We start from the raw sequence: 15709 nt of genomic DNA on the forward strand, positions 1-15709 counted from the left end.
TTTGCCCTGTCACTTTAAGATCGTTGTCAACGAAACAATCTGATCTGGAGATTGCTTCCGGCACGGGTCTTCACGCCCTTGCCGCCGCCTCGCCGGACCGCCATGAACTGCCAGACCGCCTCCGCTCTTCCCGTTTCCGCCCCCGCCGCTGCGACGCGCTGGACCCTGTCCACGCACGACATCGACGCCTACGCCAGCGGCCAGAACGGCTGGCACCTGGCGTGCGACATGCTCTCGGGCGGCAGCTTCGCCGGCTTTCTCGACCACGTGCAACTGCCCGGCCTGCGGCTGGTGCGCGAGACCACCAACCGCGCGCTGCGCCAGCATGGCGAGATGAATCCCGACTGCTGCGGCTTCGCGCTCACCTGCCGGCAAGATGGCGAAGCGCGCTTCTCGGGCCAGCGGCTGGACACCGAATCGGTGATGGTCGGGCGCTGCGATGAACTCGACCTGTGCAGCCCGCCCGGCTTCGAGCTGACGGGCATCGTGGTCGACAACGCGCTGCTGCAGTCGCTCACCGAACGCCTGAACGACCGCGAGCCGCCGGCCTGGCTCGAGAGGCGCGTGGTGCTGCACTTCGACGACACCACCATGCAGTCGCTGCGCGGCACCTTGCGCGGCGCCTTCGCTGCGTTGGACGCCATGCCAGCGCTGCTCGACGACCCCGTCGCCACGATGCAGCTGCGCGACGACGTGCTGCTGGCCTGGCTCCATGCGTTGCCCGAGGACGTCGACCTGCGCGAGCTGCGTTCCACCGAGGCGCACCGCCGCGTGGTGCGCCGCGCCTGCGAGCTGATGATGTCGCGGCCCGACGAGCCGCTGTCGATGCTGCAGGTGTGCAGCCGCATCGGCGCCAGCCAGCGCAAGCTCAACTACTGCTTCCAGGAAACGCTGGGGCTAAGCCCGGCGCGCTATCTGCGTGCGCTGCGCCTCAATGGCGTGCGCCGCGCACTCAAGCAGCCCGAGTCGCACTCGGTGCAGGACATCGCCGCCCACTGGGGCTTCTGGCACCTGAGCCAGTTCGCCACCGACTACCGGCGCCAGTTCGGCGAGCTGCCCTCGCAGACGCTGCGCGGCGCGGCACTCACGCGGCACTGATCCGGTGCACGCGGCCGAGGGGAATCCCTCGGTTTTTGGCGTGCCAGTTTTGCCGTTTTTTGATACCTGCTCGCGGAGGCGGTCGCTATCGTTGACCGCCATATGTCCGCCCCACCGCTGCCCTTCTCGCCCTTGCCGGGCGCCCGTTCGCTCGCCGCCGCCCTGCAACGCCGCGAGCTCTCGTGCCGCGAACTGATGCAGACCTGCCTCGCTCGCATCGACCGCCTCAACCCGCAGGTCAACGCGCTGGTGTCGCTGCAGCCGCCCGAGGAGATGCTGCGCCAGGCCGATGCCTGCGATGCGCAGCTGGCGCGCGGCGACGCGGTGGGCCGGCTGCACGGCTTCCCCATGGCACCGAAGGATTTCGTGGCCACCGCCGGCCTGCCGACCACCATGGGCAGCCCGGTGTTCGCCAAGCAGGTCACGCCGCACGACGCGATCATGGTCGAGCGGCTGCGCCGCGCCGGTGCGATCTTCGTGGGGCGCAGCAACACGCCGGAGTTCGGCCTGGGCTCGCACACCTACAACACGGTGTTCGGCACCACGCGCAACGCCTGGAACCCCGACCACGCCGCCGGCGGCAGCAGCGGCGGCGCCGCGGTGGCGCTCGCGCTGCACATGCTGCCGGTGGCCGACGGCAGCGACATGATGGGTTCGCTGCGCAACCCGGCGGCGTGGAACCATGTCTACGGCCTGCGCCCCTCGCTGGGCCGCGTGCCCACCGGGCCGGGGCCGGAGCTGTTTTTCCAGCAGCTGGGCTGCGAAGGACCGATGGGTCGCACGCCCGAGGACGTGGCCTGGCTGCTGTCGGTGCAGGCCGGCTACGACGCGCGTTCGCCGCTGAGCCTGGCCGGCGACGGCGAGGCCTTCGCGCAACCGCTCGATGCGGAACTGCGCGGCAAGCGCATCGCCTGGCTCGGCGATCTCGGCGGCCATCTGCCGATGGACCCGGGCGTGATGGCGCTGTGCGAATCGGCGCTGCGGCATTTCGACACGCTGGGCTGCAGCGTCGCGCCTGCCGTGCCCGCCTTCGACTTCCATGCACTGTGGACCGCCTGGCTGCGCCTGCGCGGCTTCATCGTCGCCGGTGCGTTGCGCGGGCTGCATGCCGACCCGGCCACGCGCGCCCAGCTCAAGCCCGAAGCCTGCTGGGAGATCGAACAGGGCGAGCGCCTGAGCGCCGCCGCGCTGCACGAGGCTGCCGTCACGCGCACGCAGTGGCATGCCGCACTGCTGCAGCTCTTCGAACGCTTCGACTTCCTGGTGCTGCCGGCCGCGCAGGTGTTTCCGCTGCCGGCCGACGTGCACTGGCCGCGCGAAGTCGGCGGCCGCGCCATGGACACCTACCACCGCTGGATGGAAGTCACCATCGGCCCGTCGCTCGCCGGCCTGCCCGCGATGGCGATTCCGGCCGGCTTCTCGCAGGCCGACGGCACGCGCGGCTTGCCGATGGGCCTGCAGCTCATCGGCCGCCCCGGCGCCGACCTCGACGTGCTGCGCATGGCGCACGGCTGGCACCAGGCCGTGCCCTTCGCGAACGTGCAGTCGCCGTTGCTGCTTCAGCAGTAGCGATCGCAGCAAGCCCCCTGTTTCCGTACTCCGACACATCTCACACAACCCGAGGAGAGAACCCATGCGCAGACGTTCGCTGATTGCTGCCGGCCTGGCCGCCGGCCTGTCCCCCATCGCCCTGCCCGCCCTGGCACAGGGCCTGGGGGGCAAGACCCTGAACCTGATCGTGCCCTACCCCGCGGGCGGCGGCTCCGACATCAACGCGCGGCTGGCCGCGCCCGAGCTGTCGCGCCTGCTGGGCCAGCCCGCCATCGTCGACAACGTGCCCGGCGCCAGCGGCTCGCTCGGCGTGATGAAGGCAGCCAGCGGGCCGGCCGACGGCTCGGTGCTGCTGATGGGTTCACCGATGGAACTGATGCTCACGCCGCTCACGCTCAGCAGCGCACGCTACAAGGCCGAGGACTTCCGGCCCATCGGCGTGATGGCCGTCACCTCGATGGTGCTGCTGGCGCGCAAGGACCTGGGCGCGGGCAGCGTCGACGAGCTGATCGCGCTGCTGCGCCGCCCCGGCACCAAGGAACTGAGCTACGGCAGCATCGGCCCCGGCTCGCTGTACCACCTGCTGGGCGAGCGCTTCATGCAGCAGACCGGCACGAAGATGCTGCACGTGCCCTACAAGGGCTTCGCGCCGATCATCAACGACCTGCTCGGCGGCCAGATCGACCTGGTGTTCGCGCCGCTGGCCGGCAACGTGCCCGACCTGCTGGACGCCGGCAAGGTCAAGGCGCTGGGCCTTGCCGCCGCCACGCCGCACGAGCGCTTCGGCGCGATTCCGCTGATCCGCGCCAGCAAGGGGCTCGACGACTTCGTCTACAGCCTGTGGGCGGGCGCGCAGGTGTCGCAGCGCGTGCCCGAGGAGGCACAGCAGCGGCTGCACGTGGCCTTCAACGAGATGATGAAGAAGCCCGAGCTGCGCCGCGCCATCGAACTCGGCGGCAGCAAGGTGGCGCCCGAACAGTCGCTGGCCGAGCTGCGCCGCGGCTACCAGGCCGATACGGAGCGCTACCGCGCCATCGCCAAGTCGGTCAACCTGCGGCCCGAATGACATCCGCGGGCACGGGCCCGCGTTTTGCCAGTTTTCGATAACGCCGCGGCGGCGCGCAGAGAGAGGATGCGGACCTGTCCATCCTTCATCCGCCAAGGAGAACCTCCATGCCCGCCGCCACCTCCACCGACCTGTTTCATGCCGCCTGCGGCGCGCTCACGCGCCGCCAACTCGTCATCGGCGGCGGCGCGGCCGCGCTGGCCGGCGTGCCCGCGCTGGCGCATGCGCAGTCCAGGACCATCAAGATCGGCTACCTCACCACGCTGTCGGGCGTGCGCGCCAACTTCGGCGAGGCCGACCCGTGGAGCCTGGAGCGCGTGCGCGCCACGCTGAAGGACGGCCTGACCATCGCCGGCACCAACTACAAGGTCGAGATCGTGGTGCGCGACACCCAGTCCGACGCCAACCGCGGCGCCACCATGTCCAGCGAGCTGCTGCTGCGCGAGAAGGTCGACCTGCTGCTGGTGCAGGACAGCGACGCCGCCCTGGCCGCCGGCCAGCTGTGCGACGTCAACGGCGTGCCGATGGTGTCGACCATGGGCCCGTGGCAGGCCATCACCTTCGGGCGCGGCTCCACGCCGCAGAAGGGCTTTCCGTTCTCGTTTCATTTCTTCTGGGGCGCCGACGACGTGCTGAAGAACTTCTTCGGCATGTGGGAGCCGCTGAAGGTGGAGCGCACGCTGGGCACGCTGTACATCGACAACGGCCCGGGCCACGCCTTCGCCGATCCGGCCACGGGCATCCCGGGTGGCGCGAAGCAGCGCGGCTACAAGGAGACCAACGGCGGCTTCTTCAAGATCGCGACCGACGACTTCAGCAACCAGGTCTCCAGCTTCAAGGCGGCGCGCGCGAACATCGTCTCGGGCTTTGCCTACGCGAACCACTTCGCCACCTTCTGGAAGCAGGCGCAGCAGGCCGGCTACCGGCCCGAGGTGGTGACGATGGCCGCGTCGTTCCTGTTCCCGAGCGCGGTGGAATCGCTGGGCGCGGCGGGCAACGGCATGTCGACCGAGGTCTGGTGGACGCCCAACTTCCCGTTCAAGTCGTCGCTGACGGACCAGAGCGCCAAGGCCCTGGCCGCCGACTGGGAAGCCACCACCGGCAAGCAGTGGACGCAACCCATCGGCTACGGGCATGCGCTGTTCGAGGTCGGCATCGCCGCGCTGAAGAACGCGACGAACCCGAAGGACAAGAAGGCCGTGCGCGACGCGCTGGCCAACCTCCAACTGGACTCGGTGGTGGGGCGCATCGACTTCAAGGGCAGCCCGATCAAGAGCGTGGCCGTCACGCCGATGGTGGCGGGCCAGTGGCGCAAGACCAAGGCGGGCAGCAAGTTCCCGTACGAGCTGGTCATCACGCACAACAGCACCGCGAAACAGATTCCGGTGGAAGACGAGCTCAAGCTGCTGTCGCAACTGAAGGCCGCATGACCGACTGCCTCGTCATCGATGGCCTGTGCAAGCGCTACGGCGAGATCGTCGTGGCCGACCAGGTGTCGCTCTCGCTGGCGCGCGGCCAGTGCCTGGGCGTCGTCGGGCCGAACGGCGCGGGCAAGAGCTCGCTGTTCAACCTGATCACCGGCGTGGCCGTGCCCGACGCCGGCAGCATCCGGCTCGAAGGCCGCGAGCTGGTCGGCCTGCGCGCCGATGCGCGTGCGCGGCTGGGCGTGGCGCGCGCCTTCCAGATCCCGCAGCCCTTCGCGCACCTGAGCGCCTACGAGAACGCACTGGCCGCCGCCACCTTCGCCGCGCGGCTGCCGCGTGCGCAGGCCGAGCGCCAGGCCTGGGCCGTGCTGGAACGCACCGGCCTGGCCGACCGCGCCGATGTGCCGGCGGGCCGCCTGCCGCTGCTGGACCGCAAGCGGCTGGAGCTGGCCAAGGGCCTGGCGGCACGCCCGCACCTGCTGCTGCTCGACGAGATCGCCGGCGGCCTGACCGAAGCCGAGGTGCAGGTGCTGGTCGCGCTGGTGCTCGAGCTGAAGCAGGACGTGGCGATGATCTGGATCGAGCACATCGCGCAGGCGCTGATGGCCGTGGCCGACCGCATCATGGTGCTGAACTTCGGCCGCAAGCTGCTGGAAGACGCACCCGCCGCCGCCATGGCCAGCCGCGAGGTGCGCGAGGTCTACATGGGCGTGGGCGATGAAGACGCATTGCAGGAGGACGCCCATGCCGCTGCTTGAAGTGCGCGACCTGTGCAGCCACTACGGCGACCTGCAGGCGCTGTTCGACCTGTCGCTCGACGTGGCGGAAGGCGAAGCCACCGCGCTCATCGGCGCGAACGGCGCGGGCAAGTCGACGCTGATCCGCGCCATCGCCGGGCTGGGCACGCGCAGCCGCGGCGTCATCCGTTTCGATGGCCGCGCCATCGAGACCGAACCCGCCGAACGCATCGCGCGCCAGGGCATCGCGCTGGTGCCCGAGGGGCGGATGCTGTTCCCTTCGCTCACCGTGGAAGAGAACCTGCGCATGGGCGCGCTGTGCGGCCGCACGGGCCACTGGACGCTGGCCACGGTGTATGCGCTCTTCCCGATCCTGCGCGAGTTCCGCCACCGGCCGGCCACGCAGCTGTCGGGCGGGCAGCAGCAGATGGTGAGCATCGGCCGCGCGCTGATGGCCAACCCGCGCCTGATGCTGTGCGACGAGATCTCGCTGGGCCTGGCGCCGGTGGTGATCGAACAGATCTACCGCGCCTTCGGCGACATCCGCGCGCAAGGCACGGCGCTGCTGGTGGTGGAGCAGGACGTGACGCGCGCCTGCCGCATCGCGCAGCGCGTGTACTGCCTGCTCAAGGGGCGCGTCACGCTGGCGGGCCACGCGAGCGACTTCAGCGCACAGCAGATCGCCAACGCCTACTTCGGACACTGAACACACCACCCCATGGCCTGGCTCGAAACCCTCATCAACGGCGTGCTGCTCGGCGGCCTCTATGCGCTCTTCGGCCTCGGGCTGGCGCTGGTCTTCGGCGTGATGCGCATGGTCAACCTCGCGCACGGCGAGTTCGTGGTGCTCGCGGCGTACTTCGCGGTCTTCCTGGCGACGCAGTTTCCCGGCGTGTCGCCGCTGCTCTTCATCGCCCCGGTGGCGCTGGCGGCCTTCGGCGTGGGCTACCTGCTGCAGCGGCTGCTGCTGAACCGCGCGGTGGCCACCGACGATCCGCTCACGCCGGTGCTGGTCACCTTCGGCATCGCGGTGGTGCTGCGCAACCTGATGGTCGAGCTGTTCGGCGCCGACCCGCGCGCGCTCGACGGCGGCGCGCTGGCCACGGCCGGCTTCGAGATCGGCGGGCTGCGCATCGGCTGGTACCCGGTGCTGGTGCTGGTGTTCGCGGTGGTGGCCTTCGGCGCGCTGCAATGGGTGATGCAGCACTCGCGCTTCGGCCTGGTGGTGCGCGCCACATCGGACCACCGCGAGATCGTGCGCACGATGGGCGTGCGCCCGCGCCATGTGTATGCGGTGGTGATGGGGCTGGCGCTGGCCTTCGCCTCGGTGGCCGGCCTGCTGCTGGCGCTGCGCACCTCGTTCACGCCGTTCTCGGGCGTGGAGCGGCTGCTGGGCGCGTTCGAGGTCGTGATCATCGGCGGCCTGGGCTCGTTCCGCTGGGCGCTGGTGGGCGGCATCGCGCTGGGCGTGGCGCAGCTCGTGGGCCAGCGGCTCGATTCCAACGCGGGCGCGCTGTACGCCCACCTGCTGTTCTTCGCGGTCCTGATGGTGCGCCCCAACGGCATCGCGGGTTCGCGGACCTGAAGCCCCCGAGATGACTTCGATGCGCCCTTCGCACCTCGCCCCCTGGCTCGGCTTCGCCGCTGCGGCCCTTGCCATCGCCTTCGCGCCTACCGTGGCCGACGGCGGCCTGCTGCGCCTGCTCAGCGAAGTGCTGATCACGCTGGCCATGGCCCAGATGTGGAACCTGCTGGCCGGCTACACCGGGCTGGTGTCGATGGGCCACCAGGCCTTTGCCGGCATCGGCGCCTACCTGCTGTTCGTGGCGTCCGACCGGCTGGGCATCTCGCCCTACTGGATGGTGCCGGTGGCGGGCCTGGGCGGCGCGCTGCTGGCCGCCGTGGTGGCGCCGCTGATGTTCCGCCTGCGCGACGCCTACTTCTCGATCGGCATGTGGGTGCTGGCCGAAATCGTGCGGCTCCTGGTCGCCAAGTTCCCGCTGTTCGGCGGCGAGTCGGGCGTGCCGCTGCAGGCGGTGCGGCTGGTGGAGGCCGAGCACTTCCAGCAGAACACGTTCTGGATCTCGGGCGTCATCGGCCTGGCTGCAGTGGCGGGCGTGTACCTGCTGATGCGCTCGCCCTTCGGCCTGGGGCTGATGGCGGTGCGCGACAACGAGCTGGCCGCCACCAGCATCGGCGTGAACGTGTGGCGCAATCGCTTCATCGCCTTCGTGCTGTCGGGCTTCGGCTTCGGGCTGGCCGGCGCGGCGCACTTCATGGGCACGATGTTCGTCTCGCCCGACTCGGCCTTCGACATCAACTGGGTGGTGACGGCGATGTTCATCGTGATCATCGGCGGCATCGGCACCATCGAGGGGCCGCTGATCGGCACCGTCATCTACTTCGCGCTGCGCGAGCTGTTCAACACCTGGTTCGCGATGTCGGGCGGCTGGTACCTGATCGCGATGGGCTGCATCGCGATCGCTGTCATGCTGCTGGCACCGCGCGGGCTGTGGGGCCTGGCGCGCGAACGCTGGGGCTGGCGCGGCCTGAGCGTGCAGCGCCATCCGCCGCCACGCGACGAAACCGCACATCCTTCTCCCCTTCCTCCCTCCACGCAAGGACGCACCGCATGAAGACCACCGCCTTCTTTCACGACGAACGCACCTTCTGGCATGTGCCCGGCGGACTGCATGCCCTGTTCCTGCCGGTGGGCGGCTGGGTGCAGCCCATGGCGGGCAGCGGCATGGCCGAGTCGCCCGACTCCAAGCGCCGCATCAAGTCGCTGATGGACGTGTCGGGCCTGAGCGCGCAGCTCGATGTGCTGAGCGCACCGATGGCCAGCGAGGAAGACCTGCAGCGCGTGCACCCCGCCAGCTACCTGCAGAAGTTCAAGGCCGCCAGCGACGCCGGCGGCGGCGACCTGGGCGAGGTCGCGCCCTTCGGGCCGGGCAGCTACGAGATCGCGAAGCTCTCGACCGGCCTGGCCATCGCCGCGATGGACAGCGTGCTGCAGGGCCGTCACCGCAACGCCTTCGCGCTCACGCGCCCGCCGGGCCATCACTGCCTGCGCGAGCACAGCATGGGCTTCTGCCTGTTCAACAATATCGCGGTGGCCATCGAGACCATGAAGGCGCGCCACGGCCTGGGCCGCGTGGCGGTGATCGACTGGGACGTGCACCACGGCAACGGCACGCAGGAAATCTTCTACGACCGCGCCGACGTGCTCACGCTCTCACTGCACCAGGAGCACTGCTTCCCGCCCGGCTACAGCGGCGCCGAAGACCGCGGCACGGGCGCGGGGCGGGGCTTCAACGTCAACATCCCGCTGCAGCCCGGTGGCGGGCACGTGGCGTACATGCACGCCTTCGAGCGCATCGTGACGCCGGTGATCGACCGCTACCAGCCCGAGCTGATCGTGGTGGCCAGCGGGCTGGACGCCAACGGCGTCGATCCGCTGGCACGCATGCAGCTGCACCCCGAGTCGTTCCGCCAGATGATGCGGCAGGTCAACGCACTGGCCGCGAAGCACTGCGACGGGCGCGTGGTGGTGGTGCACGAAGGCGGCTACTCGGAAGCCTGCGTGCCCTTCTGCGGGCTGGCGGTGGTGGAAGAACTGTCGGGCCACCGCACCGAAGTGGAAGACCCTTTCAGCGAGTTCTTCGGGCTGCAGCAGCCCTCGGCACGCTTCGATGCGTTCCAGCGTGAACTGATCGACGAGATGGCGGTGTTGCACGGGCTCTGAGCCGAGACGCGTCTTTCATGGACTAAGCTCGTCGGCGACGGCCCGTGTGGGGCCGCGCCTCCTGCTTCAGAGTCCATGCCCCGCTTCATGACCCGCCGCGCCGTCGTCGTCCTCGCCTCGCTCGTTCTCCTCGCCCTGCTCGGCCTGTGGGGCGCGAGCCGGTTCAACGTCAACCCGACGCACGCGCCCGGCGAGGTGATCGACCAGTTCGAGGGCGTGCCGGTGTACTACAACGGCGCCATCAACCACGTCGACGGCCGCAGCCTCGCGCCCGACGGCTACAACATCGGCCTGCGCTGGCAGTGCGTGGAGTTCGTCAAGCGCTACTACTACGAGCGGCACCAGCACCGCATGCCCGAGGCGCGCGGGCACGCCAAGGCCTTCTTCGACGCGGCCGTGGCGGACGGCGCGCTGAACACGGCACGTAACCTGGTCCAGCACCGCAATGGCGGCGCGAGTGCGCCCGCCGTGGGCGACATCGTCGTGTTCGCGCCGTGGCTCTTCAATCCCTACGGCCACGTGGCGATCGTGTCGCGGGTGGACGCCGACGCGGTCGAGATCGTGCAGCAGAACCCCGGGCCTTTCGGCACCTCGCGCGAGCGCCTGCCGCTGTCGCTGGCCGAAGGGCGCGTGAACCTGGGCACCGAACGCGTGCTGGGCTGGCTGCGACTGCCTGCCGCAGCCACTGCCATCGCCTCCTCCTCCTCGAAATCCTGAATCGCGGTCTAATCACAGCCATGTGCCAATTGCTAGGGATGAACTGCAACACGCCGACCGACGTGACCTTCAGCTTCACGGGGTTCGCGCAGCGCGGTGGCCGCACCGACCACCATGCCGACGGCTGGGGCATCGCGTTCTTCGAAGACCGCGGGCTGCGCCACTTCGTCGACCACCAGCCGGCCTGCGAGTCGCCGGTGGCGGAGCTGATCCGGCGCTACCCCATTCAAAGCCGCAACGTCATCGCTCACATCCGCAAGGCGACGCAGGGCGAGATCAACCTGCAGAACTGCCACCCCTTCGTGCGCGAGCTGTGGGGCCGCTACTGGGTGTTCGCCCACAACGGCGACCTGAAGGACTTCCGCCCGCGCCTGCACGGCAACTTCCACCCGGTGGGCAACACCGACAGCGAGCACGCCTTCTGCTGGATCATGCAGGAGCTGGCCAAGTCGCACGCGGGCGTGCCCAGCGTGGAGGAGCTCACGCTCACGCTGCGCGAACTGGCGCCGCAACTCGCGGGCCACGGCACCTTCAACTTCATGCTGTCCAACGGCCAGGCGCTGTGGGCGCATGCCTCGACCAACCTCTGGTACGTGGAACGCCGCCACCCGTTCGTGACGGCGCAGCTCTCGGACGAGGACCTGGCGATCGACTTCGCCCAGCACACCACGCCCACCGACCGCGTGGCCGTGGTGGTGACCGCGCCGCTCACCACCAACGAGACCTGGACACCCTTCGCCTCCGGCGAACTGCATGTGTTCGTGGACGGGCAACGGATGCCGCGCTGAACCCGTTCTGGGCCGTGCAGGGGCTGAAGATTCAGCCTTTTGACTGACACTTTTTTGCAACAGCGCAAGAAAGTATCGATGAGTGAGTGCAAACAATGAACAATAACTGTTCTCATTTGCAAACGGTCGATCTTTCATGCCCGCTCCTCGCTTCTTCCTTCGCCCGACCGTGGCCGCCTCGCTGCTGGCCCTTCACGCTCTGACGGCCCTGGCCCAGACCCCGCCGGCCGAGCCGGCGTCCAGCGGCACGCTGAGCACCGTGACCGTCGAGGCCAGTGCCGACGCCTCCGCCGAAGGCCTGACCAAGCCCTTCGCGGGCGGGCAGGTGGCGCGCGGTGGTCGCGTGGGCATCCTGGGCAACCAGGACATGATGGATTCGCCCTTCTCCAGCACCAGCTACACGCACGAACTGATCCAGAACCAGCAGGCCAGGAGCGTGGCCGACGTGCTGCAGAACGACCCGTCGGTGCGCGTGGCGCGCGGCTTCGGCAACTTCCAGGAGTCGTACTTCATCCGCGGCTTCGTGGTGAATTCGGACGACATCGCCTACAACGGCCTGTACGGCCTGCTGCCGCGCCAGTACATCTCGTCGGAGCTGTTCGAGCGCGTCGAGGTGCTGCGCGGCGCGAGCGCCTTCCTCAACGGCGCGACGCCCACGGGCGGAGGCATCGGCGGCAACATCAACCTGTTGCCCAAGCGCGCGCCGAACGAGCCGCTCACGCAGGTCAGCCTGGGCACGGCCAGCGGCTCGCAGAGCTATGTGTCGACCGACATCGCACGCCGCTTCGGCCCCGACCAGAGCGTCGGCATCCGCCTGAACGCAGCACACCGCGACGGCGGCACCGGCGTGAACGCGGAGCAGGTCAAGCTCGACGTGGCCTCGGTCGGCTTCGACTGGCGCAGCCGCAACGCGCGCATCTCGGCGGACATCGGCCACCAGGAACACCGGCTCTCGCGCACGCGCCCGAACGTCACGCTCGGCGCGGGCGTGACGCGCGTGCCGTCGGCGCCGGACAACCAGCTCAACTACGCGCAGCCCTGGACCTACTCGAACGAGCGCGACACCTTCGGCTCGGTGCGCGGCGAGTACGACATCACCGACAACGTCACCGCCTGGATCGCCGGCGGCGCGCGCAAGAGCCACGAAGGCAATTCGCTGGCCGGCCTCACGGTGACCAACAACCTCGGCGCGGGCAACATGTCGCGCTTCGAGAACCAGCGCCAGGACAACACGCGCACCGCCGAAGCCGGCGTGCGCGGCAAGTTCACGACCGGCCCGGTGAACCACACGGTGGTGGCCTCGTACTCGTACTACCAGCTCAAGGAGAAGAACGCCTACAAGTGGGACTTCTTCAACAACCTCAAGAGCAACCTCTACGCGCCCATCGGCTACCCGATTCCCGCCTACACGGCGAGCGCGTTCCGCGGCAACGACATGGACAACCCCGCGCTGCTCACGCAGACGCGCCTGAGCAGCCTGGCGATCGGCGACACGCTGTCGTTCATGGACGACCGCGCGCAGCTCACGCTCGGCGTGCGGCGCCAGAAGCTGGAGAGCACCGACTTCGCCTACGACAGCGGCAAGCCGACCACGTACGAGAAGAGCCGCACCAGCCCGATGGTCGGCTTCGTGTTCAAGCTGCAGCCGCAGGTGTCGCTGTACGCGAACTACATCGAAGGCCTGAGCAAGGGCGACACCGCACCCACGGTGTCGACCAGCGGCGCCGTGCGCAACGCGGGCACGCAGCTCTCGCCCTATGTGTCGAAGCAGAAGGAAATCGGCATCAAGTACGACGGCGGCCGCATCGGCGGCGGCCTGGCCTTCTTCACGACCGACAAGCCGCGCGCCCTCATCAACAGCGCCGGCTACTACGTGGCCGAGGGCAAGGACCGTCACCAGGGCCTGGAGCTGACCGCCTTCGGCGAAGCGACCAAGGGCCTGCGCGTGATGGGCGGCATCACCTTCCTCGATGCCAAGCAACGCGCCACGGGCGACGCCTCGACCGACGGCCGCCGCGTCATCGGCATCGCGAAGACGCAAGGCACGCTCGGCCTGGAATGGGACGTGCCGGGCGTGCGTGGCCTGTCGCTCGACGCCCGCGCGGTGTCCACCGGCCCGAGCTACGCCGACGCCGCCAACACGCTGCGCGTGCCCGGCTGGACGCGCTTCGACATCGGCGCGCGCTACCTCACCGAGGTGGCCGGCAAGCTGGTGACGGTGCGTGCGCGCATCGACAACCTCACCAACCGCAACTACTGGGCCTCGGTGGGCGGCTACCCGAACAACGGCTACCTGGTGCTCGGCGCGCCGCGCACCGTCACGGTGTCGGCATCGGTCGACTTCTGATCAGGCTGCGGCCTTCGACAGATGCGCCTCGAGCGCATCGACGAACATCTTCGGCACATCGAAGCCGGTCTGTTCGGTGATCTCCTGGAAGCAGGTCGGGCTGGTCACGTTGATCTCGGTGACCGAGTCGCCGATCACGTCCAGGCCGATCAGCAGCAGGCCGCGCGGCGCCAGCACCTTGCCGATGGCTTCGGCGATCTCGCGGTTGCGCGCCGTGAGCGGCTGGGCCACGCCCTTGCCGCCGGCCGCGAGGTTGCCGCGCACCTCGGTGCCCTGCGGAATGCGCGCCAGCACGAAAGGTGCGGGCTCGCCCGCGATGATCAGGATGCGCTTGTCGCCCTGCGTCACCTCGGGCACGAAGCGCTGCACCATGATGGTTTCGGCGCCGTCCTTGTTGAGCGTCTCGACGATGGAGCCGAGGTTCAGCGCATCCTGCTTCACGCGGAAGATGCCCATGCCACCCATGCCGTCGAGCGGCTTGAGGATGATGTCGCCGTGCTCCGCGTGGAAGTCGCGCACGGCCTGCGCGCTGCGCGTGACCAGCGTGGGCGTGACGAACTGCGGAAACTCCATGATCGCGAGCTTCTCGGGATGGTCGCGCAGCGCGCGCGGCGAGTTGACCACCTTCGCGCCCTCGCGCTCGGCCTGCTGCAGCAGGTGCGTCGAGTAGATGTACTCGGCGTCGAAGGGCGGGTCCTTGCGCATCAGCACGGCGTCGAAGTCGGCCAGCGCCTTCGACTCGAGGATGTCGACGCGATACCAGTCCTTCGCATCGCCGGTCAGCGTGATCTGCTGCACCACGGCCGAGACGCGGCCGCCCGAGGTCCACTGGATGTCCTGCGGCAGGCAGGCGGCGATGCGATGCCCGCGGCGCTGGGCCTCGCGCATCATCGAGAAGGTCGTGTCCTTGTAGATCTTGAAGTGATCGAGCGGGTCGGCGACGAAGAGGATGTTTTTCATCAGGCGTTCTTTCCGGCGCCGGGAACGGCGGCTGTGGAGGGAGTTTCTGGCGGCATGTTGCCGGAAGCGGCGATGTCCTTGTCGGCCGGGGCTTTTTGCCGACGGCCGATCTGCTGCACGGCCAGCGCCACGGCACCGGCCACCACGCCCCAGAAGGCGGAACCGATCCCGGCAATCGTCACGCCCGAGAGCGTGACCAAGAAGGTGATGAGCGCGGCCTCGCGGTGCGCCTCGTCCTTGACCGCTGCTGCGAGCCCGCCGCCGATGGTGCCCAGCAGCGCCAGCCCGGCGATGGCCGCGACCAGCTCCTTGGGGAAGGCCGTGAGCAGCCCCGTGACGGCCGCGCCGAACAGGCCGATCACCACATAGATGGCACCGCAACTCACGGCCGCCGTGTAGCGCCGCGCCGGGTCTTCGTGCGCCTCCCGGCCCATGCACATGGCGGCGGTGATGGCACTCAGGTTGAGCGCGAACGCACCGAAGGGCGCGAGCACCAGCGTGGCAACGCCGCTGATGGTGATGAGCTTGCTGACCGGCAGATCGCTGTAGCCACTGGCGCGGATCGCCGCCACGCCGGGCAGGTTCTGCGATGCCATGGTCACGACGAACAGCGGCAGCGCCAGGCTCACGATCGCCTGCCAGGTGAAGACCGGCGCCGTGAACACCGGCCAGGTGAGCGAGAAATGCACCGAGGACCACGCCAGCTCGCCGCGCGCGGCCGCGAAGGCGATGGCCACCACCAGCGTGAGCGGCACCGCGTAACGCGGCAGCAGGCGCTTGCCCACGAGGTAGGTGCCAAGCATCAGCAGCACCAGCGGCAGCGCGGTCTGCGCCGCCGTGAAGGCCGAGAGGCCGAAGCGCGCGAGCACGCCGGCCAGCAGCGCCGAGGCGATGGCCATCGGAATCCTGTTCATCACGCGCTCGAACCAGCCGGTGGCGCCTGCGATCACGATCAACACCGCGCAGACGATGAAAGCGCCCACCGCCTCGCCCATGCCGTAGCCCGCGCCAGCCACGGCCAGCACCGCCGCACCGGGGGTGCTCCAGGCAATCATGACGGGCTTGCGCCACCACAGCGAGGGCAGCGCCGAGGCCAGTCCCATGCCGATGCCCAGCGCCCACATCCACGAGGCCGCCATCTCCGGTGTGGCGCCGAAAGCCTGTGCGGCCTGGAACACGATGGCCACCGAGCTCGTGAAGCCCACGAGCACGGCGACGAAGCCGGCGGTGAAGGCCGAAAGGCTCAGGTCCTTGAAAAATCGCATGCCGCGATTTT

The 15709-nt window shown here is 69.3% G+C and carries 14 protein-coding genes; 12 read left to right on the plus strand and 2 right to left on the minus strand.

Annotated features, from left to right (window positions below; all coding sequences use genetic code 11):
* The first annotated feature begins 102 nt into the window (after nucleotides 1-102).
* The 12 genes from D3H34_RS13625 to D3H34_RS13680 all read left to right on the plus strand — a co-directional run bounded on the left by D3H34_RS13625 (nucleotide 103) and on the right by D3H34_RS13680 (nucleotide 13473).
* The gene (locus D3H34_RS13625; RefSeq protein WP_119554043.1) at nucleotides 103-1098 is read left to right on the plus strand and encodes a helix-turn-helix domain-containing protein; all 996 of its coding nucleotides are present in this window, start codon (nucleotides 103-105) and stop codon (nucleotides 1096-1098) included.
* Between the two features lie 102 nt (nucleotides 1099-1200).
* A complete protein-coding gene (locus D3H34_RS13630; protein WP_119554044.1) occupies nucleotides 1201-2667 on the plus strand; it encodes an amidase in 1467 nt (488 codons plus the stop codon).
* 64 nt (nucleotides 2668-2731) lie between these two features.
* A complete protein-coding gene (locus D3H34_RS13635; protein ID WP_119554046.1) occupies nucleotides 2732-3715 on the plus strand; it encodes a Bug family tripartite tricarboxylate transporter substrate binding protein in 984 nt (327 codons plus the stop codon).
* Nucleotides 3716-3822: 107 nt separating this feature from the next.
* Nucleotides 3823-5145, plus strand: a complete 1323-nt coding sequence (locus D3H34_RS13640; RefSeq protein ID WP_119554047.1) for an ABC transporter substrate-binding protein — start codon at nucleotides 3823-3825, stop codon at nucleotides 5143-5145.
* Entirely contained in the window at nucleotides 5142-5897 is a 756-nt protein-coding gene (locus tag D3H34_RS13645) for an ABC transporter ATP-binding protein (RefSeq protein WP_119554048.1), read from the plus strand. Before D3H34_RS13640 ends, D3H34_RS13645 begins: the two co-directional genes overlap by 4 nt.
* Nucleotides 5884-6582 (plus strand): ABC transporter ATP-binding protein, encoded by a 699-nt coding sequence (locus D3H34_RS13650; protein WP_119554049.1) that lies wholly within the window; start codon nucleotides 5884-5886, stop codon nucleotides 6580-6582. The genes D3H34_RS13645 and D3H34_RS13650 overlap by 14 nt, the downstream gene beginning before the upstream one ends.
* Before the next feature lie 12 nt (nucleotides 6583-6594).
* Nucleotides 6595-7461 carry a branched-chain amino acid ABC transporter permease gene (locus D3H34_RS13655; RefSeq protein WP_119554050.1) on the plus strand — a complete coding sequence of 289 codons (867 nt, stop codon included), beginning with the start codon at nucleotides 6595-6597 and terminating at the stop codon, nucleotides 7459-7461.
* Nucleotides 7462-7480: 19 nt separating this feature from the next.
* Complete coding sequence (locus D3H34_RS13660; protein WP_119554094.1) at nucleotides 7481-8512, plus strand: branched-chain amino acid ABC transporter permease; 1032 nt, start codon at nucleotides 7481-7483, stop codon at nucleotides 8510-8512.
* A complete protein-coding gene (locus D3H34_RS13665; RefSeq protein ID WP_119554051.1) occupies nucleotides 8509-9621 on the plus strand; it encodes a class II histone deacetylase in 1113 nt (370 codons plus the stop codon). The genes D3H34_RS13660 and D3H34_RS13665 overlap by 4 nt, the downstream gene beginning before the upstream one ends.
* A gap of 87 nt (nucleotides 9622-9708) precedes the next feature.
* Nucleotides 9709-10338, plus strand: a complete 630-nt coding sequence (locus D3H34_RS13670) for a CHAP domain-containing protein (RefSeq protein ID WP_205736723.1) — start codon at nucleotides 9709-9711, stop codon at nucleotides 10336-10338.
* A gap of 20 nt (nucleotides 10339-10358) precedes the next feature.
* Nucleotides 10359-11126 carry a class II glutamine amidotransferase gene (locus D3H34_RS13675; protein WP_119554053.1) on the plus strand — a complete coding sequence of 256 codons (768 nt, stop codon included), beginning with the start codon at nucleotides 10359-10361 and terminating at the stop codon, nucleotides 11124-11126.
* A 136-nt stretch (nucleotides 11127-11262) separates the two neighbouring features.
* Complete coding sequence (locus D3H34_RS13680) at nucleotides 11263-13473, plus strand: TonB-dependent receptor (protein WP_119554054.1); 2211 nt, start codon at nucleotides 11263-11265, stop codon at nucleotides 13471-13473.
* Here D3H34_RS13680 and gshB read toward each other — a convergent pair whose 3' ends face one another.
* Entirely contained in the window at nucleotides 13474-14433 is a 960-nt protein-coding gene (gene gshB / locus D3H34_RS13685) for a glutathione synthase (RefSeq protein WP_119554055.1), read from the minus strand.
* Nucleotides 14433-15698, minus strand: a complete 1266-nt coding sequence (locus D3H34_RS13690; RefSeq protein ID WP_119554056.1) for a benzoate/H(+) symporter BenE family transporter — start codon at nucleotides 15696-15698, stop codon at nucleotides 14433-14435. Before D3H34_RS13690 ends, gshB begins: the two co-directional genes overlap by 1 nt.
* Nucleotides 15699-15709 lie beyond the last annotated feature (11 nt).

This window comes from Acidovorax cavernicola (assembly GCF_003581445.1).

What these genes read in the sequence shown, in the direction of transcription:
- D3H34_RS13680 (WP_119554054.1), top strand. Translation starts at nt 11,263, where the DNA reads ATGCCCGCTCCTCGCTTCTTCCTTCGCCCGACCGTGGCCGCCTCGCTG.
- D3H34_RS13690 (WP_119554056.1), bottom strand. Translation starts at nt 15,698, where the DNA reads ATGCGATTTTTCAAGGACCTGAGCCTTTCGGCCTTCACCGCCGGCTTC.
- D3H34_RS13650 (WP_119554049.1), top strand. Translation starts at nt 5,884, where the DNA reads ATGCCGCTGCTTGAAGTGCGCGACCTGTGCAGCCACTACGGCGACCTG.
- D3H34_RS13660 (WP_119554094.1), top strand. Translation starts at nt 7,481, where the DNA reads ATGCGCCCTTCGCACCTCGCCCCCTGGCTCGGCTTCGCCGCTGCGGCC.
- D3H34_RS13645 (WP_119554048.1), top strand. Translation starts at nt 5,142, where the DNA reads ATGACCGACTGCCTCGTCATCGATGGCCTGTGCAAGCGCTACGGCGAG.
- D3H34_RS13675 (WP_119554053.1), top strand. Translation starts at nt 10,359, where the DNA reads ATGTGCCAATTGCTAGGGATGAACTGCAACACGCCGACCGACGTGACC.
- D3H34_RS13635 (WP_119554046.1), top strand. Translation starts at nt 2,732, where the DNA reads ATGCGCAGACGTTCGCTGATTGCTGCCGGCCTGGCCGCCGGCCTGTCC.
- D3H34_RS13665 (WP_119554051.1), top strand. Translation starts at nt 8,509, where the DNA reads ATGAAGACCACCGCCTTCTTTCACGACGAACGCACCTTCTGGCATGTG.
- D3H34_RS13630 (WP_119554044.1), top strand. Translation starts at nt 1,201, where the DNA reads ATGTCCGCCCCACCGCTGCCCTTCTCGCCCTTGCCGGGCGCCCGTTCG.
- D3H34_RS13670 (WP_205736723.1), top strand. Translation starts at nt 9,709, where the DNA reads ATGACCCGCCGCGCCGTCGTCGTCCTCGCCTCGCTCGTTCTCCTCGCC.
- gshB (WP_119554055.1), bottom strand. Translation starts at nt 14,433, where the DNA reads ATGAAAAACATCCTCTTCGTCGCCGACCCGCTCGATCACTTCAAGATC.
- D3H34_RS13655 (WP_119554050.1), top strand. Translation starts at nt 6,595, where the DNA reads ATGGCCTGGCTCGAAACCCTCATCAACGGCGTGCTGCTCGGCGGCCTC.
- D3H34_RS13625 (WP_119554043.1), top strand. Translation starts at nt 103, where the DNA reads ATGAACTGCCAGACCGCCTCCGCTCTTCCCGTTTCCGCCCCCGCCGCT.
- D3H34_RS13640 (WP_119554047.1), top strand. Translation starts at nt 3,823, where the DNA reads ATGCCCGCCGCCACCTCCACCGACCTGTTTCATGCCGCCTGCGGCGCG.